Consider the following 17,218-nt stretch of genomic DNA (forward strand, 5'->3'; position numbering starts at 1 on the left):
GAGTGACGTCCTGCCCGGCGTCGTACCTGATGCCGTGTTCGGGATCAGGTACGACGCCGTCCCGGACGTCATGCCCGATGCCGTCCCGGATGTCATGTGCTGGGTCATCGTCATCACCAATTCCCGCTGCCGGGCAGCCGGTAGCCCTGCGCGACGAGTTCGTCGAGGCAGGCGATGGGCGCGTGCGGGACGATCCGGCCGTCCGGGGTCTCGGCGAACACCTCGCTGGACAGCACCCGTCCGTCGACGCCGTTGACCTCGCGCACGGAGGTCACCATGCGCTGGAGGCGACCGCCGGACTCGTAGTCGTTGCGCCGCTGGATGAAGACCACGAAGTTCACCGCGCCCGCGATGAGCATCTGACTGGCCTCGATGGGCAGTCGCTCGGTCGCCTGGAGCGCGTACGTGGAAATACGGTTGAAGACCTCGCTGGAACTGTTCGCGTGGATCGTGGAGAGCGAGCCGTCGTTGCCCTGCGACATCGCGTTGAGCATCGTCACGATCTCGTCGCCGAGGACCTCGCCGACGATGACACGGGAGGGGTTCATACGCAGCGAGCGGCGGACCAACTCGGCCATGGTGATGGCACCTTGGTCCTCCGAGTTGGGCAGGCGCTCCTCGAAGGCCACCACGTTCGGGTGCAGATCGGCGAAGGCGTCGAGGCCGAGTTCCAGGGCGCGTTCGACGGTGATGAGCCGCTCGTACGGCGGGATCTCGTTGGCCAGCGCGCGCAGCAGCGTCGTCTTGCCCGCGTTGGTGGCCCCCGCGATCATGATGTTCTTGCGGGCCCGGACGGCGCAGGCGAGGAAGTGGGCGACCTCTGGGGTCAGCGTGCCGTTGCCGACCAGGTCGGACATGAAGACCTTGCCCATGCGCGCGCGGCGGATCGACAGGGCCGGCCGGCGGGTCACGTCCATGACGGCGGAGAGCCGGGAGCCGTCCGGCAGCCGGAGGTCGAGCTGCGGGTTGGCGGAGTCGAAGGGCCGGGACGACAGACCCGAGTACGCGCCGAGGACCTGGATCAGCTCGATGAGTTCCTCGTCGGTCTCGGCGACGGAGTCCCCCTTCGTCTCCCGGCCGTCGGCGTAGCCGATGAAGACCTGGTCGTACCCGTTGATGTCGATGTTCTCGACTTCCGGGTCGTCCAGCAGCGGCTGGAGCCGGCCGACGCCGAAGAGCGCGGCGTGCACGGCGGCCGCGTACTGCTCCTCGGTCTCCGCGTCGAGCGGGGTCCGGCCGAGGTTGATCTCGGTGCGGGCGTGGTCCTCGAGTATCTGGGCGATGACGGCGCGGGCGTAGTGCCGCTCGTCCTCGCTGGACATCGGGGTGACGCCACGGACCTGGTCCTCACGGCGCTGCTCGGAGATGCGGTCACCGGCGTCCTGCCGGAACCGCTTGACCAACTGGTGGTCGACGGCGGTCATCGGCCGACCCCGGCAGCGGGCTGCCCGGGCGCCCCTTGGGGTCCGTCGGCGGGTACGGACCAGGTGGCGCCGTACTGCTGGTACAGGTCCGCGGTCACCTTGCGGGCCGAACGGATGAGCAGCGACTTGTCGAGGCGTCCGCGTCTGCGTCCGGCCAGCTGGTCGGCGCCCGCGGGGTCGTCGGCGAGCGTGCCCACCACGCGGGCACCGGTCTGGGCCGCCACCAGCATGTCGTTGACCTGGTGGACGAGTTTGGCGGAGTCACCCGGGTCGGCGACGAGGACGACGCCGATGAACGGGGTGGCGAGTCCGGCGGCGCCGCGCGGGCCGCCGTGCAGCTTGGCGGAGAGGGCGGCCGCACGGTCCCGGACCCGCGCGATGGCCTCGGGCTCGGTGCGGGAGAGCAGGAGCACCAGGGCGGCGTGCGGGAAGAGTTCGAGTGCCGGGGTGTCTCCGCTGATCCGTCCGCAGTCGGCGATGACGTCGGCGGGCGCGTTCGGGGAGTCGGCGAGCTGCGCGAACGCCCGGCCCAGGGTGGGCCAGAGTCCGGCGAGACCGGCGGCCTGCTCGGCGATCCCGAGCCCGACGAGGACTTCGAGTCCGCCGCTCAACGGCTGTACGTGATCCCAGAGTTGGTCGGGCACGAGACCGCGCCGGGCGGTCGCCGCGATCGACAGCATGCCGGTGTTGGGGTTCAGCGGGCCGCCGTGGGCCGCCGCGCTGCGGTACACGAGGTCGCCGCCGGCCGGGTCGGTCTCGGCGAGCAGGACCCTGCGGGGCCAGACCGCCGAGAGCGCCACCGCGGCGGTGGTGACTCCGGGGGAACCCTTGTCTGCGGCGAGGGCGATGAGCGCCATGTCCGTCTACTCACTCGCCTCTAGTTGCCGGGGACGATGACGAGGGCGACCTGACCGGCCGACGCGGCATCGGTGACGGACGCGGCCTGACCGCTGTCCACCATGAGGGTGACCGGCAGGTTGGTGCTGCTGATCGTGCTGTCCGTCTGGTCCCGGACGTAACTGACCTTCGCCCGCTCGACGAGGGGAGCGCTGCCCGCGCTGGACGAGCTCGAATTCGAGGAACTCGAACTCGACGACCCGTGGCTGCCGCTGGATCCGCTGTCGCCGACGCGGTAGACGGCCACCGTGTCACCGGACTTGATGCCCGCGGGGTACTGGCCCTCCTTGAGGGACACGCCCACGGAGGCCTTGCCGGCCGGAACGGTGGCGCCTTCGGCGAACATCTCGCCGATGACGATGGTCCCCTTGTAGATCGGGGACCTGGCCTTGAGCTTCTTGAGTTCCTCGATCTGGCTCGACTTGACGTAGTGGATGGAGGGGTCGGCCGCCACCAGCACGGAGGTCGTGTGATCGCCCACGGAGTCACCGGCCTGGATGTCACTGGTGACCTTCACGACCTCGACACGGTCCCCGGCACGAAGCACCAGCATGGTGGCGCCGAGCGCGCCGACGAGGATGAGGAGCACGGCGAGAGCGGCCAGCGCGGGTTTGCGCTCGCGAGGCGGCATGGGGAGACGCTCACCCATCACCGGGTGAGCCGAGGTGGCGGGACGGTTGTTTCCCGCCCCCGTACGCTCTTGGATCCTCACGCGACCGCTCCCCGTACACCCAAGAAAATGTCTGTCAATTCACGCGCCAAGTAGGACACTTCACCCCCGCGCCCCCTTACGGGACGTACCGTGCGACCTGGCCGGACGGCCGGCGCTGGAGCGAGCGTCAAGCCATGGCACCGTATCAGCCGCGCATAAGCCCCTCAAGGCGCGTCAAGGCCCCTGAAGCGCACCCGACTCGACGTTATCGACGCGCAACGGAAGGCGTCCGGTTCCCTGTTGGGCCCGGCAATCAGCCGACCCGCCGGACTGTGCGGCAGCGAATCCCTGACGTGCCCATTACGTACGGTCCGTCACCGCTTGCGCACGATGCCTGCACGAGGTGCTTACGGGTGGGACGGGAGGGGCGTGATCTTTCAGCCACACGGGGGACCCCTAACGACGAGGACGAGCCGAGCAGTACGGGTACCCCGAGTTCACCACCGCCGCGTTCCCCCGGAAGGGACACTTCGGTCCGGTGGTGCGCATCGGTTCCCGATTCCGTCCGTGCCCCGGAGCCTCGCATCAGGCGTTCAGGACCTCTGCCGCGAAGTCCAGCAGGCCGTCGAGACCGATGCGGCGGGCGTCAGCCCCTCCGCCGGAAAGGATCCAATCCCCGTCCCACTCCACCCGGAACGTCTGTCCTCGGAAGTTCTCGAACTCGACAAAACTTCCGGGAGCACCGTTGAGCAGCCCGAGTTCACGGTACAGAGTTCCCGGTACGACCAGAACACCGTCCGGTCCGTCGGTCCCGCCCCTGGTCACCGTGTTGTCGAACCGCACTCGGAGGAACGGGGCCGGCGAGCGCCGAAGGTCGGCCGGCGCGAGGAACCGAACGAAGCTCTCCCGGGCGTCTTCCAACGAATAGCTGCCGGGCGGCGCAAATTCGCATTGATATCCCGGAAATATCGCCCAGGTCATTTCCTGCAGCCCCGGTTGCCGCACTTCATGATATCGATGCACCCCGGGGCGCGCGACACCAAAGACGTCGAACCCGGTGCCCGGATGGCGAAATCCGGGAACAGCGACAAGAAAAGCGTCTTCCGAGGCGATTTGAAATTCTGACGCCCGCGCCGCCACGAGGAGAGATCTGACCAACCCCTCCTCATAGGAATCACGCGCGTTCACCTGGAACAGAAGCCGGCGGTCCTCACTGAGCGCCGCGGCGAAGTCGAGCCCCGGCGCGGGCGACCAATGCCAGGCGTCCGACAATCCAGGAAACTCCTCGACACCTGGAAAACCTGAAACGATGACAGCCGGATCCATTGAGCTCTCCCCGTGGTCAAGGGCTTCGGAAGGGGGTGGGTCCGCGCCACCCTGACGCGGGCGGCTACTGGTCCGCGAAGCGGAACGTCGACGTGACGGCGTCGAAGATGTCGAAGAAGGAGTCGGCGAGGTCGAGGACCTGGCTGCTGCCGGCGACGAGGGCGACCTTGCCCTCCTGGCCGGGCACGGGGATGAACGTCTGCATGAGGACGGCTCGGATCGTGCGCTGGAGGCTGTCGCCGGGGACGACGATGTCCTCGACGCCGTACGTCCGCGCGGCGGGACCGACGCCGGGTATCTCGACGGTGGTCACCTTGCGCCAGGCGTCGCCCTCCTTCTTCGCCTCCCGCACGGCGAGTTGGCCCGCGATGACCTGAGGATCGGTGGAGAGGGGCTCACCGGTCCCCGAGCGACCGCCGACGATCGAGACGGTGACCGAGCCGGTGATCGGGGTGTCACCGCCGAAGGACTCCGCCATGCAGCCGCAGTACAGGGCACCGGACTTCCAGGCGTCGGCCGCGGCCTTGCGCAGGAAGCCGGTGTAGGTGTCGCGGTACTGGGCCAACTCCGGTCGCCGGTCGATCCGTTCGCTCACCATGCGCCGGATCGAGTCGTCCCGCGACTCCGGCCGCACGTCGAACTCCCACCACGACTCCGGCACCTTGATGCGAAATCCGCCGCGCTCGACGGTGAGCGTTTCCATGTAGCGGGCCATGGCTCGTCCCCCGGGTTCGTATCTCATCCATCCGTTCGACCGAACCGGTCTGTTCGACCTGCTCGGCCCGGGTCAGCCTACGAGGTCGGTGCACACCGGGGATGCGTGGCGTGGCGGCACGGGAGCCGTGGGATGACTTGCCGTAGCTCGCGCGAAGGCGCACAGGCGTGGTCCGTACGGAAGTTGTCTGCGTTGGCCGCCCGCCGCACGGCGAACGGCGCGGAGAGAAGGGCCCGTTGATGTGATCGACGGCATGCCCGGAACGGATCTGAACAGAGAAGGATCTGCTTTGATCCGCCTTCCTCCCAGAACATCCACATTTCCAGCGAGGTCCCTCCTGGCGAAACCAAGAGCCCCACGGATACCGTCATTGCCCTTGACCGACCTCGCTCAACCGATGTCTCACGGGGAGTCCACTGTGAAGCGCCGCTCTTTGCCCGTTGCTGCCGCGTTCGCCGCGACAACAGCCCTGCTGCTGACTGCTTGCGGCGGCGGGGGCGACAGCCCGAAGGGGAACGACAAGATCGCGGGGGCCGACACCGGAGACACGAAGACGTCGGCTTCGCCGAGTGCGACAGGTCCGGCCAATCGCCCCAGGATCACCCTTCCGAGTGATCTGAGCGACAGGTTCGAGAACTGGCGGACCGGCGACGCCGCGAAGGACGCGGTCCTCGCCGACGTCGAGCGGAGGGTCGATGCGACCAACTACGCCATCGCTGAAGGCAACGCCGACCTGCCCGCCCTCGGCTTCTACTACAGCGACAACGCCCTGGCCGATGCCCGGGACTGGGTCACGTCCATCGTGAAGGACGGCTACTCGATCACCGGCGTCAACCGCTACTACAACGCGAAGGTCGATGTCTTCGACTCCGCCTCGGCGGGCGTCGTGTACTGCGAGGACCAGTCCAAGGCCTTCGCGAAGGACCGGAAGTCGAGCAAGATCCTCAAGACAGGCGTGACCGACAAGTCGTACGTCCTCTACGCGACGCGACTCGAGAAGGACAAGCAAGGCGTCTGGCAGACGACGAAACTCACGTCACAGAGGGGGCACAAGTCGTGCACGCCGTAGCAACCTGCGGGCGATTTCTCGCGATCGGCGCTGTCGCGGGGGTGATCGCGCTGGCACCGGGAACCGCCTCGGCCGACTGGCCCCCGAGTGCGGGCACTCAGGGTGACACCAAACAGAGCGGCCATTCCGACGCCGGAACCCTTATCTCGAAAGTGACGTACTCCGGCTCCGTTCGCCCTCGGGGCAGCAAGAACGGCACCGTTCAGCCCGTGGGCAACTGGACCCCGCCGGCCTGCTGGTACGAGCCTCGCTCTGTCGCCGAGTTCAAGAAGTACGTCGAGACGATGTACGAGGAGACGATCAATGCCCCCGGCCAGGCCAACTACGCGAAAACCGCGGTCGGGCAGTTCCGGGACATCTACACGGACGGTAAGTACAAGGACTACAACGGGGACAAGGCCGACGAGGGGAATTGGTGGGTCGCCGTCCAGAATCCCGACCGCCTCGACGATCCCGCGAGCATGGAATGCGGCGAACTGCCCTTCTGGGTCGCGAACAACGACGATCCCGGCGTCCCCCAGGCCGTCACGCCTAGGATCCTCGCCGAAGCCGCGTACAACGCGATTCGGCTCCCCGACACCAAAGTCACCCTCGCCCCCGAAAACATCACCAAGGTCAACCTCCCCACCTGGGCCTGGCTCGACAAGGCCACGTTCAAGGACGTGTCCGTCACCGCGGCGCTCGACGTCGCCGGGCTCGACATCTCGGCGACGACCACCGCGAAGCCCGTCTCGCTCAAGCTGGAGCCGGGGACGAGCGACGCCGAGACCTATCCGGCCTCGGGCGAATGCCGGTTGAACGACGACGACTCGATCGGTGCGCCGTACGCCAAGGGCAAGGCCGGCCAGACACCACCGTGCGGGATCAAGTACCTGCGCTCGTCGGGTGATGGGATGTACAGACTCAGGGCGACCATCACCTGGGCCGTCAACTGGACCGGCACCGGAGGAGCGGGCGGCGGCCTTCCCGACGGCACCTTCGGAACGACCCAGGACATCACCGTCCAGGAGATCCAGTCCGTCAACCGATGACAACGTCCGCCTGAGGCGCGCGCCCGGTGGGCCGAGCGGCTCGGCCGGGGAACCGGTGTCGCAGGCAAGGTGCTCCGCAAGGGAATCAGCGTCGGGCTCCGACGCGGCGCTCCACAGCGGCGGGTCCACGGGTCCGGCGACCGTCTCCACCAATCCGCCACCGCGCGCCGCACACCGCACACCGCACACCGAGGTTCGACACTGATGACGATCTGGCAACCCGACCCGAACGAGACCCTGATCGCACGGTCCGCGGTGAGCTTCGCCACGGGCGCCGCCACTCCCGTGGCGGGCATGCGCTGGTTCCGGGACACCGGACGGACGGACATCCAGGACGAGCTGCCCGGCTGGCCCGAAGGCCCCCGCTTCACCGTCCGCGGCAAGACCGAACGCCGGTTGCGCTCCGGAGCGAAGTTCGGAGCGAGCGTGCTGCTCGTGGCGACGCTGGGCGTCCTCGAATCCCTGGCCGGCTCGGGCAGCACGGGTACCGTCGCGACACTCGGGGCTCCGGAGGATCCGGAGAACGAGGTCGAGGACTTCCCGGTCATGTGGGCGGCGCCCGGTGCCCTCGCCCGTTCACTCCCCTGGCAGCTCGATCCGGCGCGCCGGCCCGAGACGGACCGGACGCATCTGGCCGTCACGGACCGGCGCGTCCTCGTCCTGGGGCTGCTGAACGACGTGGACAACCCCTTCGACGAGGTCCTCTGGGAGACCGAACGGTCGCACGTCGCGGCCGCCACCCGCAAAGAGTTCAGCCGGTACGACACGGACTTCACGATCACCTTCACCGACGGATCCTGGTGCCGGCTGGCGGGGCGGGACACCAACTGCCGCGACGACATCACCCGCGCGCTGGAGAACCCCCTTCCGTTGATGGACCCGGACGACCTCACACCGGGCCAGCACCAAGCCGTACGGGAGCTCCTCGAAGGCAAGGAGCCCGGCGGAACCCTGCTGATCCACCGGCGCCCGAGCGGCAGCGTCTACGTCACCTACCGGCTCCACGACCGCGTCGATCCCACGTACGGAATCGGCAGTGCCGCCTTCAAGTTGATGGACGCGGACGGGCAGAACGCCCGGTTCCGAAAGGGCGATATCTGACCCGAAGTCGCGGCGGCACAGGAAACGCGGTGACGGTCGGCGGCCGGCTCAGCGGGCCGACGTCACCGTGATCGTCTCCGCGAGGCTGTCCGTCAGGGCGCACAGGGTGTCGGTGTGCGCGAGGGCGCGCCAGGAGGTGAGCAGGACGAGGCCCCATTTCTTGTCCGGGCAGATGCCGTAGGCGCAGGTCTCCAGGATGGTGCCCGTTCCGTCCCGGTCGGGTTCCTGGACGTACGCGTGCCGGACGCGGACCGCCGGACCGGCCGGCAGGGTGCGCCGCTCCGCCTCGGGCGGACGGAACGAGAGGTCCGTAGGCATCGCGAGATAGCGGTGGAGCAGGTCGACGGTGACGGCCGGGTACGTCTCGTCGGCGACGAGCGGGGACAGCTCGATGCGGGCCAGCTCCCCCAGCCGGGGTTCGGGGACGTACGAGAGCGCGACGATCGGCACACGGCCGCGCGCGTCGGCCGCCGCCTCGCCCAGTTCGACGGCGAGCGCCTCGATCAGCCTCGCGTCGTCGTCCCGGCCCGCGCGGAGACGGGCCGCGTCCACGGCCCAGGCGTCCAGGTCGACCGGGCCGTGCACGGGGAGGGGGACGGCGGCCTCGGGCGCCTGCATGTGGACGGTGGACTCGGAGTACTCGGGCATCAGGCCATCCACTGGAGTGTGCGGGCGATCGAATCGAAGAGTGTCACCAGCGCGTCCGCCAACGGCTCCACCGGGGTGGAGAAGGAGAGCAGCAGACGCTGGTCGCTGTTCGGTACGGCGAGGTGGACATCCAGGTGGGTGACGGTCAGCCTGTTGCCGTCCGGGTCGTCGGGTGCGGGACGGCGACGGTAGAAGTGGCGTACGGCCGGGCCCGCGGGCAGGTCGATCGTGGTGACGTCGGCGCCGCGGGCCGCCAGCGACACGGCCGTGTCGGACAGGTCCCCGTGGGCGGCGCCGGGCGGGGGCCGAAGGAGGGTCACGACCAGTCCGGCGGACACCGGGACCTGACCGACGACCTGGTTGACGAGGTACATCTCCACCCCGCCGTTCGCGTGCGCGGCCTCGGCCTGTTCCCGGATCCGTTCCGCCAGCGCCGCTTTGAGCTGCGGGGTCGCCCGCGTCCTGCGCAGACCGCGGTTGACGAGTTTGTCGATGCGGTGGGGCCAGCGGCCGGGGTCGAGGACGACGCGCTCCCAGCCCTCGGGGACGGCCAGACGGTAGTCGGAGGGAGGTGGCGGCGCTGGTGCCGGTGCATGAGCCGGAGCATGAACCGGTGCATGAGCCGGTGCCGGGCCCGGCTCCGCTTCGGGGGCCGCGCTGTTGTCCGATGGTCCGCTCATCCCGCTCATCCCGCTCCCCCATCCGTCCGCTCCCCGCGGGGCCGGTCGGTCCGCGGCCTCCGCCCCAGGGCCACGGCGCCCGCCGGAGCCAGAATCAGAACGGCGGTCGCGCCGAGGGCGACGAATCCGCCGAGCGTGCCCCCGATGTCGGCCTTCGTGCCGAGGAAGGGCCGGTAGTGGCCCGCCGTGTCGACGACGGCCGTGTCCTTCAGGCCGACCCGGTCGGCACAGTTCTCCCGGTTGCCGAGCACCTGGCGGACGGAACCGTCCCGCAGCCGGACCCGGCAGTACGTCTCCCTGGTCCCATGGGTCCACTGATGGAGCGGTTCGGCGATCGTCACCGGCTGCTCGGCCCCGCGGAGCCTCAAGTACCACTGCTGAGTGCCGAAGGAGCCGGCGAGCACCAGGACGACGTACGCCGTCACCGTGATCCACCGCAGCGCGAGCCCGCCGCGGGACTCACGGGTCCTGAAGGCCGCGAACAGGACGCCCGCCCCGCAGACCGCTCCCACCAGCAGCGCCGTCTCGTGCAGTGCGAGGGTGGAGAGTTCGGTCAGGACCACGCCGGTGACGGCCGCCACGAACAGCAGCGCCCACGGCCGTACGGCGACGCGCTCCGCCGGTCCCTCGTCGTCGCCGGGACGGCGTGGGTCCGGCTCGGTGGTGAACTCGGAGAGGACACCGCGCACTTGCCGCATCCCACCGTCGCGGGCGGCCATCCGGCGCAGTTCCGGCAGGCCCATGCCGATCTGTTCCAGCGTCCGCCGCCCGTCCTCGGGCAGCCGCGCGAACAGGTCGTCGACGGACGCCTCTTCCTCGTTCACCACTTGGTCCTCTGTTCCGCGGAGCGGCCCGCGTTGCCCGTTCCTCGAGAGTTTTCGCCGCCGTCCGACTCAGCCACCCGCGTGCCACGTCCAGTTGTAGAACGGGATGCCACCGGCACCGACGCCGGGAATCTCCTTCAGTCCGCTCAGGAGGTTCGGTCCCGTGGCCTTCGACTCCCCAGCGCCGACCGGGGCCAGGTTGGACCAGCCGAGCCCGAGCGGCAGGGTCTGGCTGCCGATGTAGAGGGCCTTGCCCAATCCCGCCATGGTCTTGAACGAAGACCCCGAGATCTGCGCCAGCTTGGGCGCGCCCTCCGCGAGAAGGCTCTCCTCGCCGGGCAGTTGACCGGCGGCCACCCGAATGTCGTCCACGTACGCCTTGACGTCCAGCGACTCCTTGACCACCGACCGCATGCGCGGCAGGAGTTCGGCCGGCCCCTCGGCCAGCGCCTTGCCGATCTGGCCCGGCTTGACCCCGTTGAGCGCTTCGGCGAGGCCGCGGGCCGCCGCGGGGTTCAGCCCCGCCTCCCGCGCCAGGCCCACGTCCTTGAGAGCGGAGGCCCCGCGCGCGGCGACCGCCGCCTCCTTGGCCGTGGTGCCGAGCAGGCGTCCGGCGCCGAACGACAGTACGCCGATCGCGTCGATGGCGACGTCCAGCCAGGTGCCCTTGCCGTCGAGGGCGGAGATCGTGTCGCAGACCAGGGCCACGACCGAGGCGATCAGGGCCAGCGCGGCGAGCACTTCGCCGAGCACCGGCACCCAGCTCAGGACCAGGGCCAGCACACCGAGGACGGCCGCCGCGACTCCGGCCCAGTGCCCGATGTCCGCGACCCAGTCCTTCCAGTTGTCCCACCAGTGGTGCTGGGGATCCTTCAACCCGTCGTGCTCCACGGCGTCATGGATGGCCGCCTTGGCGTACCCGGACTGGGTGTCCCGGTACGCCAGCGCCTTGCGGAGGTCCTTCTTGGCATCCTCCAGGTCCGTGTCGGCGCACTCCTTCTGCTTGTCCAGCCGCTGCTTGTCCGGGTGGTCGTCGGGGCCCGGATGCTGCTCCATCTGCTTCTGGCAGTGGCTGCGGTCCGCGTCAGCGGCCTTCGCCTTGATCAGGGCGGCCCGTACGAGGTTCTGCGCGTGGTCGAGCGCGGTGGCCCAGTCCGTGTGCTGGTGCTCGTCGGCGGGGGCGGCGCCCACTTGGGAGCCCAGGGCTTCGGCGGCGGCCGCGTAGCGCTGGTGCGACTTGGTGAGGAGTCCGACCGTGTCCTCGGTCTTCTTCTGGAACTCACGGCCCGCGTCGGAGTCCCAGCCGTTGCCGTCGACCAGGTTGTGCAGCTTGGCGGCCTGCTCCTGGATCAGCTCGGCGGTATCGGCGATGCGCTTGCCGAGCCGGGCGACCTCGTAGGGGTCACCCGGGGTCAGTTCCCTGTCGTCGTAGCGGGCGGTCTGCCAGTCGACGCCGGAGAAGTCGTCGCTCACTTGCCGCCGCCTTTGGCTTCCTGGGACTTGAGGAGCGCGTCGGCGAGATGCTGGTCCAGGCCGTCGTAGGCCTTGGCGGCCTCGCCCGCTGTCCTGCCGAGGAACTCCAGGCCGTCGCAGAGCTGCTTGCGCTTCTTCTTCCAGTCGTCCGCGAAGGCGTCGAGCGCTTCGGCCACCTCACCCGAGCCGATCTCGGGATCGTAGGAGTCGACCAGGTCCTTGGCCTGCTCGAAATGCGTCCTCAGCTTCGCGACGGAGCGGCTGATGTCCCGCAGTTCCGTCGTGGACACCGCGATGTGATCCGCCACTGCCACCCCCATGCGCCCGCTGCCCTACAACCACACCGCGGCCGCCCCGTCCGGCACACGCGCCTCTCGGCCACCCTCCACCCTCTTTCAAGGGTTTTCGAACGAGCAACCAATGGAGAGCAAAGGGACCATACAGAACGCCTTATCGGGATCGCCCGCATCAGTTCTGGTCACCCACGGTTCCCGCCCGGTCCCCGGAGACCGCCGCTGACGTGGATCACATGATCCAGCGCAGTGATCCCGCGATCGAGGTGCACAGCCGCTCCATGGGACCGACGACGCCGGTGAGGGGTACGACGAACCCGAGGACCAGATAACCCGCCGCTCCCGGCATCCGGATGTACAGGTCCAGGGTGGTCCGTGTGCGGATCCGGACGGTTTCACCGGCCGGGAGAGCGACGATCGAGACCTCGGCACCGCGCCCCTTCCGGTGCTCCATCTCCTCGAACGAGGCCAGGAGATCCTCGGGCGCCGGGGAACCGGGACGCGGAATCAGCGACACGACGAGCGATACGGGCAGGATGCCGCCGTCGTCCAACTCCGGCCGCAGAAAGAACTCCAGGGCGCCGTTCGCCACCGCGGATTCAGCGGTGTTGCGCAGGCCCGCCCAGGCCTCCTGCTTGGCCTGGGCCGGTACGTTCTTGCCCGCTGCCTGCAGGTCCACGAAGGTCTTCAGCTGTCCGCGCCAGCGACCTTGGCCCAGATCGACCCTGAACCACTCGCGCGGAACGAGCAGTCGGTAGTCCTTGGGCGGAGCCGCCGCGTCCGGTCCGGTCGTCATCCCGGCATCACGACCGGCTCGCCCTCGGTGTCGAACAACCGCACGCTCTTCACGACCCCGGCGAACATGGACGAGAACACCTCCCACCCGTCGGGAGTGGGCGTACCCATCTCGAACACCACCGCGGTCCCGTTCGTCAGCGGCACCTGGACCTGGATGAAGGACGTCCGGACCGGCTCGTCCTCGCCCGACGCGGTCAGACTGCCGTCAAGGCTTCCCTTCCGGTCTCCGATGCAGCAGACAGCCGGGCCGCACGGCAGCTCGATCTCACTGACCTGCCCGATGCCGAGGTGCCGCAGCGAAGACCCCATGAATCCAACAGGGTCGGGCCCTGCCTGGGCATCGAGATCGATCATGCTGACGGTCACCGTCGCCGTACAGCGTGCGCCCTCCACCTCGGTGAGAACGAACCCCGCGTACTGAACTCCGGCTTCCACGAAGGAGTCGTAGTGGGCGGCGCACATGACGGCCCATTGCAGTTGCACGTCGAAGTCGGCTTCCGGCATCGCGCCGCGCGCGAGTTCCACCAACTGCTCGGCGGTCTCGTCCAGATCCTCCGCGTCCAGCGGAATCTCGAAGAAGCCGTCCGGCATGATCCACCGGACGTCCACGCCGTTCCCGTCGGCCGGACTCCGGAGTTCGCCCTCAACTGATATCGCGGTCATGACCGTTCTTCTCCATCGGGAAATCTCGCTTCGCCCGCGTCGGGACGGTACGTGGCGGCAAAGGGATACGGGCCGTAGTGCGGATAGTGCACCGGAATGTCCGCTCCCCCTCTGCGGGCAGCATGTGCCACGTCACGGTACTTCCGAGCCCTCGCCCGCAGATTCTGCCGGGCGGGGTCCCCCCAATGAGCCACCGCGGCTCGAATCCACAGACCCGACAGAACCATCACGGCCGTTCCGGTCACCGCGAGATAGATCAGCTGACCTCTGCCCGACTCCCAGTACTGGGCCACTCCGCCCCAGTACACGGCGGCGCCGAAACCGACGAGGGCGAGCGGAACCCCGGTCCGGAAACCGGCGTCGAACATCTCCTGCTCGTCCTGATGCCGAAGCCGCAGCATCCGAAGAACAGCCCCGTCGTCCAGAAAGTCGAAGCCGACTTCCCGGCCCGCGTCCTCCGCCAGCCGCCGCGCGTCGGGAACCGCGGCGATCACCTCGCCGGGCACCAGCCGAGCCGGCTCCCCGCCTCTGCGACCGATGAAGTCCCACTCCCCCAGGTCGCTCGACTCACTCATGTGCGCCCTCCTCCTCTCGTACGGGCTCACTCATGTGCGCCCTGCTCCTCTCGTACGGTGTCCACCGCGGGATGCCGGGCTATGCGGCCAGCGCGGCATGGAAGGGCTTCGGCGAGGCGCCGGGGGAAGGGCTCGGTGTGGGCATCGGCGTCGGTGAGGGCTTCTGGGCGGGCGGCTGATATCCGGTCGTCCCTCCGTTCTCCCCGCTGAACATCCGGTGCAGGGCGCTCGCGAGGCCCGTTCCCTTGATGGCGGCCGTGATCTCCTTGCCGCCCATGGGGACGAATTTCTCCGGAAGCCCCGAAATGCCCAGCTTCTGGCCCAGTTTGAGCCCACTGGCCAAGGTCTTGTTCGTCAGCGTCACGCTCAGGCCGTTGAGGAAGTTGTGGCCGATCCCGTCGACAGCGGCGATGCCTCTGAACGATCCGAAGGTGCCGAGCTTCCCGAACGCCCGCAATTTCGCGGCGCCCTTGAGGCCCACCAGGGCCCGGAAGCCCTTGAGGGACCCCAGCCCAGGAAGGATGCCCAGAGCGTCGGTGCCCAACTTCAGCCAGTTGACCTTCCCGCCCCGCACCGACATGTCATATGCGTGACCGGCCAGAGCCGCGGCACTGGAGAGGACCGCGAGAGTCGCGAAGATGGGTACCAGGAACTCCAGGGGCGGGACGAACGCGCAGACGACCGCAAGCACCGAGAAGATCGCCGAGAGGTTGGAGAACGTATCCGCCCAGTCGGCAAGCCAGTTCATGAATCCGCCCGGATCCCGCACGGCGTCGTGGTGGACAACGTCCCTGATGTGCCGCGCCGCACGGTCTCCGGCGTCGTCGAAGATGTCCCGGGCGTCCTTCACCTCCTTGCGCGCCTGGCCGATCCTGCCCAGCGCCTCGTTCTGCTTCTTCTTCCAGCGTTCGTATTCGGGCCTGTCCGCCTCCGGGATGTCCGTGACAAGGTGCTTCTCCGTGAACTTCTTCACCTCCCGCTCCGCCAGATCGTGGTCGTCCTTGGCCTCCCGGTAGTCCGCCAACGCCTTGTCGGCCTTCTGCTGCGCTCGGTGCAGCTCTCCGGCGAACTCCGTCGACTCCCCGTCGACGACCTTTTCGCCGAGCGCGTTCGCCGCCTCGTCGTACCGCTCGAACGCCTTCTTCAGCCGGTCACCCGCGCCGTCGGCCACTTCGTTGAAGGCGCGCCCGGCATCGCTGTCCCACCCGTCCACGGAGGACAACGCCTTGATGACTCTGGCCTGTTCGTCGATCATCTCGGCCGTCTCGCGCAACTTGCGCCCGAGCGCCGCCACTTCGTGGGGGTCACCCGGTGTCGGGTCCTCGTCCCACAGGGGCGGCCAGTCGCTGGATCGCCTGCTCACCGCTTGCCCTTGCCCTTCGCTCCCGAAATGGCCTTCGCCAGTTCGTGGTCGATCTCCTCATACTTCTGAGCCGCGACCGATGTGGCTTCGGCGAGCTTCTTTATTTCCTTCATCAGTTTCTTGCGTGTCTTCTTCCATGTGCCGCCGAAATCATCGAAGGCATCCTTCAAACCACCGTGTCCGAGTGCGTCGTTGTAACCGTCCGCCGGATTTCCGTGCTGCTCGAACTCGCGGTGGATCCTGCCCAGCGAACGCGAGCAGTCCTTGATCAGGTCCAGGTCGTAAGCGGTCCTGTCACCCATTGACGAATTCCCCCATCGTGAACATGAGACACTGCTGCGATACTTCGCCCCGCAGTCAGCGAGGAAGGTGGGACGCGTTGTCCAGGAGCAGCGACCGCACAGCACGCAACCGCCTCGGCGTGACTCCGGACGCCGGTGCGTGGTGCACGATAGGCCGGATTCCGGAGCCTCCCCGGAGCGTTCACCTGGCCGCCGGAGAAGGCCCCTTGCGGCCGGCCTTCCTGCCACCGCTCGGCATGCTCGGCGCTGTTCTCGCCGCGCCGCTCATGCCCGTCGCCATGCTGCTCAGCCTTCTCGCCTCCGGCGAGGAGGCGCTCAAACGCCTCCTGTCGACGAAGGAGGAGCGCGACCGTGCCCGTGCCGGGGACCTGGACATCGACAGTCGGGACAAGGCCATCGCCGAGCAGGGGCTCGACGCGGCCTTCGACGGCGACTGGAACAAGGCCGCGGGCCAGTTCCTGTTGCGCTGGTACGGCCATTCCTCCCACCATCAACGCTTCGTCCTGCTGACGGAGGGCCGCATCGTGCTGGCGGCCCCGCCCAAGCGCGTATCCGTCCGCAGGGAGGACCGGATGCGCGTCGTCGCCGAGATCCCCGCGGGTACGGCGGTCGTCGAGGACCCTCTGCCCGCGTACGACAACCGGAAGTTGCGTGTTCGCTTCACGGACGGCTCCTGGCTGATGCTGACCACCGAAGAGCAGCGCAGCGAACTCCACACGCACCTGATGCGGCAATCACGAGCCGAGGGCTCCGGCGTCCTCGACGTCTGAAACGGCGGTGCGATGGGACACGGCAGGTGCCCCATCGCACTCAAACGTCACGCTGACCGCGAACTGCCCTAACCCTTGACACCCTTGGCCAGCTGGTCGTCGAGGTCCTCGTACGCCTTCGCGGCGTCGTCGAGGAACTTGGCCATGCCCTTGAGGCCCTCAAGGGTTTCCTTCATGCCCTTGGTGAACTCTTTGAAGGAGTCGTCGAAGGCCTGGGAGCCCTTGGACGTCGTGTAGCCGTCGGCGACGAGGCCGTCGATGTAACTGTCGAGGCCATGGAGCTTGTCCTCCATCTTCTCCTTCTCGTGGCCCAGTCGCTTAGCAGCGCCCCGCATCTTCTCGTATGTGATGTCTGCGTCTTTGCCGCCGGCCATGTGGCGTCCTCCATGCTTCAACTCGCCGCAGGGCCAACCCCCGTGGCTCCTGATGCGGATGGTGCGACCGTCCGCGTTGAGCAAGCAGCTTACTTACGGCGCTTGCAGGAGCACACCCCGGTTCTGTCACGAGCCCGCACCAAGGATGGTGCACGGCACCGGCCTTCGTGGTTCCCTCACACGGGCCGTTGCCTGTGGGAAGCGGCGAGCGGCTATCGTCGAGAGCACTGTGGCCGGTGT

At 68.4% G+C, this 17,218-nt stretch carries 20 protein-coding genes; 4 read left to right on the top strand and 16 right to left on the bottom strand.

The annotated features are described in order from the left end of the window. Positions 1 to 113 precede the first annotated feature (113 nt). The 5 genes from ACFYW8_RS29245 to ACFYW8_RS29265 all read right to left on the bottom strand — a co-directional run bounded on the left by ACFYW8_RS29245 (position 114) and on the right by ACFYW8_RS29265 (position 5,014). The gene (locus ACFYW8_RS29245) at positions 114 to 1,424 is read right to left on the bottom strand and encodes a CpaF family protein (RefSeq protein WP_389082979.1); all 1,311 of its coding nucleotides are present in this window, start codon (positions 1,422 to 1,424) and stop codon (positions 114 to 116) included. Beyond that, on the bottom strand, positions 1,421 to 2,281 hold the full coding sequence (locus ACFYW8_RS29250; RefSeq protein ID WP_389082984.1) for a hypothetical protein: 861 nt from the start codon (positions 2,279 to 2,281) through the stop codon (positions 1,421 to 1,423). The genes ACFYW8_RS29245 and ACFYW8_RS29250 overlap by 4 nt, the downstream gene beginning before the upstream one ends. A gap of 20 nt (positions 2,282 to 2,301) precedes the next feature. Next, positions 2,302 to 3,033 carry a hypothetical protein gene (locus ACFYW8_RS29255; protein WP_389082989.1) on the bottom strand — a complete coding sequence of 244 codons (732 nt, stop codon included), beginning with the start codon at positions 3,031 to 3,033 and terminating at the stop codon, positions 2,302 to 2,304. A gap of 525 nt (positions 3,034 to 3,558) precedes the next feature. Next, positions 3,559 to 4,299 carry a hypothetical protein gene (locus tag ACFYW8_RS29260; RefSeq protein WP_389082994.1) on the bottom strand — a complete coding sequence of 247 codons (741 nt, stop codon included), beginning with the start codon at positions 4,297 to 4,299 and terminating at the stop codon, positions 3,559 to 3,561. Positions 4,300 to 4,363: 64 nt separating this feature from the next. Next, positions 4,364 to 5,014: a hypothetical protein gene (locus tag ACFYW8_RS29265; RefSeq protein WP_389082998.1), complete on the bottom strand. Its 651-nt coding sequence runs from the start codon at positions 5,012 to 5,014 to the stop codon at positions 4,364 to 4,366. Positions 5,015 to 5,432: 418 nt separating this feature from the next. On the opposite strand from ACFYW8_RS29265, the gene ACFYW8_RS29270 reads away from it, so the two are divergent. The 3 genes from ACFYW8_RS29270 (at position 5,433) to ACFYW8_RS29280 (ending at position 8,215) form a co-directional block, all read left to right on the top strand. Next, entirely contained in the window at positions 5,433 to 6,083 is a 651-nt protein-coding gene (locus tag ACFYW8_RS29270) for a hypothetical protein (RefSeq protein WP_389083003.1), read from the top strand. Positions 6,084 to 6,292: 209 nt separating this feature from the next. Further along, entirely contained in the window at positions 6,293 to 7,114 is an 822-nt protein-coding gene (locus ACFYW8_RS29275; protein WP_389083007.1) for a hypothetical protein, read from the top strand. A 204-nt stretch (positions 7,115 to 7,318) separates the two neighbouring features. Continuing rightward, positions 7,319 to 8,215: a hypothetical protein gene (locus tag ACFYW8_RS29280; protein WP_389083012.1), complete on the top strand. Its 897-nt coding sequence runs from the start codon at positions 7,319 to 7,321 to the stop codon at positions 8,213 to 8,215. A 48-nt stretch (positions 8,216 to 8,263) separates the two neighbouring features. Here ACFYW8_RS29280 and ACFYW8_RS29285 read toward each other — a convergent pair whose 3' ends face one another. From ACFYW8_RS29285 to ACFYW8_RS29330, 10 genes are all read right to left on the bottom strand, one after another. Next, positions 8,264 to 8,863: a hypothetical protein gene (locus tag ACFYW8_RS29285; RefSeq protein WP_389083017.1), complete on the bottom strand. Its 600-nt coding sequence runs from the start codon at positions 8,861 to 8,863 to the stop codon at positions 8,264 to 8,266. Beyond that, a complete protein-coding gene (locus ACFYW8_RS29290; protein ID WP_389083021.1) occupies positions 8,863 to 9,543 on the bottom strand; it encodes a hypothetical protein in 681 nt (226 codons plus the stop codon). The genes ACFYW8_RS29285 and ACFYW8_RS29290 overlap by 1 nt, the downstream gene beginning before the upstream one ends. 5 nt (positions 9,544 to 9,548) lie before the next feature. Then, positions 9,549 to 10,367: a hypothetical protein gene (locus ACFYW8_RS29295; RefSeq protein WP_389083026.1), complete on the bottom strand. Its 819-nt coding sequence runs from the start codon at positions 10,365 to 10,367 to the stop codon at positions 9,549 to 9,551. A gap of 69 nt (positions 10,368 to 10,436) precedes the next feature. Next, positions 10,437 to 11,840 (bottom strand): hypothetical protein, encoded by a 1,404-nt coding sequence (locus ACFYW8_RS29300; protein ID WP_389083030.1) that lies wholly within the window; start codon positions 11,838 to 11,840, stop codon positions 10,437 to 10,439. Then, entirely contained in the window at positions 11,837 to 12,148 is a 312-nt protein-coding gene (locus tag ACFYW8_RS29305; protein WP_365878155.1) for a hypothetical protein, read from the bottom strand. The genes ACFYW8_RS29300 and ACFYW8_RS29305 overlap by 4 nt, the downstream gene beginning before the upstream one ends. 217 nt (positions 12,149 to 12,365) lie before the next feature. Beyond that, positions 12,366 to 12,929 (bottom strand): hypothetical protein, encoded by a 564-nt coding sequence (locus ACFYW8_RS29310; protein ID WP_389083037.1) that lies wholly within the window; start codon positions 12,927 to 12,929, stop codon positions 12,366 to 12,368. Continuing rightward, positions 12,926 to 13,594: a hypothetical protein gene (locus ACFYW8_RS29315; RefSeq protein ID WP_389083041.1), complete on the bottom strand. Its 669-nt coding sequence runs from the start codon at positions 13,592 to 13,594 to the stop codon at positions 12,926 to 12,928. Before ACFYW8_RS29315 ends, ACFYW8_RS29310 begins: the two co-directional genes overlap by 4 nt. Further along, positions 13,591 to 14,169 carry a hypothetical protein gene (locus ACFYW8_RS29320; RefSeq protein WP_389083046.1) on the bottom strand — a complete coding sequence of 193 codons (579 nt, stop codon included), beginning with the start codon at positions 14,167 to 14,169 and terminating at the stop codon, positions 13,591 to 13,593. Before ACFYW8_RS29320 ends, ACFYW8_RS29315 begins: the two co-directional genes overlap by 4 nt. 79 nt (positions 14,170 to 14,248) lie before the next feature. Beyond that, complete coding sequence (locus tag ACFYW8_RS29325) at positions 14,249 to 15,532, bottom strand: putative T7SS-secreted protein (RefSeq protein ID WP_389083051.1); 1,284 nt, start codon at positions 15,530 to 15,532, stop codon at positions 14,249 to 14,251. Continuing rightward, on the bottom strand, positions 15,529 to 15,834 hold the full coding sequence (locus ACFYW8_RS29330; RefSeq protein WP_389083056.1) for a WXG100 family type VII secretion target: 306 nt from the start codon (positions 15,832 to 15,834) through the stop codon (positions 15,529 to 15,531). The genes ACFYW8_RS29325 and ACFYW8_RS29330 overlap by 4 nt, the downstream gene beginning before the upstream one ends. A 206-nt stretch (positions 15,835 to 16,040) precedes the next feature. On the opposite strand from ACFYW8_RS29330, the gene ACFYW8_RS29335 reads away from it, so the two are divergent. Beyond that, positions 16,041 to 16,604 carry a hypothetical protein gene (locus ACFYW8_RS29335; protein ID WP_389083061.1) on the top strand — a complete coding sequence of 188 codons (564 nt, stop codon included), beginning with the start codon at positions 16,041 to 16,043 and terminating at the stop codon, positions 16,602 to 16,604. Positions 16,605 to 16,672: 68 nt separating this feature from the next. Here ACFYW8_RS29335 and ACFYW8_RS29340 read toward each other — a convergent pair whose 3' ends face one another. Then, positions 16,673 to 16,978 carry a WXG100 family type VII secretion target gene (locus tag ACFYW8_RS29340; protein ID WP_365878159.1) on the bottom strand — a complete coding sequence of 102 codons (306 nt, stop codon included), beginning with the start codon at positions 16,976 to 16,978 and terminating at the stop codon, positions 16,673 to 16,675. Between the last annotated feature and the right edge of the window lie 240 nt (positions 16,979 to 17,218).

It is taken from the genome of Streptomyces sp. NPDC002742 (assembly GCF_042888885.1).
Taxonomy (GTDB): Bacteria; Actinomycetota; Actinomycetes; order Streptomycetales; family Streptomycetaceae; genus Streptomyces.

Coding starts and splice junctions, on each gene's coding strand:
- ACFYW8_RS29245 (WP_389082979.1), bottom strand. CDS start 1,424: ATGACCGCCGTCGACCACCAGTTGGTCAAGCGGTTCCGGCAGGACGCC.
- ACFYW8_RS29250 (WP_389082984.1), bottom strand. CDS start 2,281: ATGGCGCTCATCGCCCTCGCCGCAGACAAGGGTTCCCCCGGAGTCACC.
- ACFYW8_RS29260 (WP_389082994.1), bottom strand. CDS start 4,299: ATGGATCCGGCTGTCATCGTTTCAGGTTTTCCAGGTGTCGAGGAGTTT.
- ACFYW8_RS29265 (WP_389082998.1), bottom strand. CDS start 5,014: ATGGCCCGCTACATGGAAACGCTCACCGTCGAGCGCGGCGGATTTCGC.
- ACFYW8_RS29280 (WP_389083012.1), top strand. CDS start 7,319: ATGACGATCTGGCAACCCGACCCGAACGAGACCCTGATCGCACGGTCC.
- ACFYW8_RS29285 (WP_389083017.1), bottom strand. CDS start 8,863: ATGCCCGAGTACTCCGAGTCCACCGTCCACATGCAGGCGCCCGAGGCC.
- ACFYW8_RS29290 (WP_389083021.1), bottom strand. CDS start 9,543: ATGAGCGGACCATCGGACAACAGCGCGGCCCCCGAAGCGGAGCCGGGC.
- ACFYW8_RS29310 (WP_389083037.1), bottom strand. CDS start 12,929: ATGACGACCGGACCGGACGCGGCGGCTCCGCCCAAGGACTACCGACTG.
- ACFYW8_RS29315 (WP_389083041.1), bottom strand. CDS start 13,594: ATGACCGCGATATCAGTTGAGGGCGAACTCCGGAGTCCGGCCGACGGG.
- ACFYW8_RS29320 (WP_389083046.1), bottom strand. CDS start 14,169: ATGAGTGAGTCGAGCGACCTGGGGGAGTGGGACTTCATCGGTCGCAGA.
- ACFYW8_RS29330 (WP_389083056.1), bottom strand. CDS start 15,834: ATGGGTGACAGGACCGCTTACGACCTGGACCTGATCAAGGACTGCTCG.
- ACFYW8_RS29340 (WP_365878159.1), bottom strand. CDS start 16,978: ATGGCCGGCGGCAAAGACGCAGACATCACATACGAGAAGATGCGGGGC.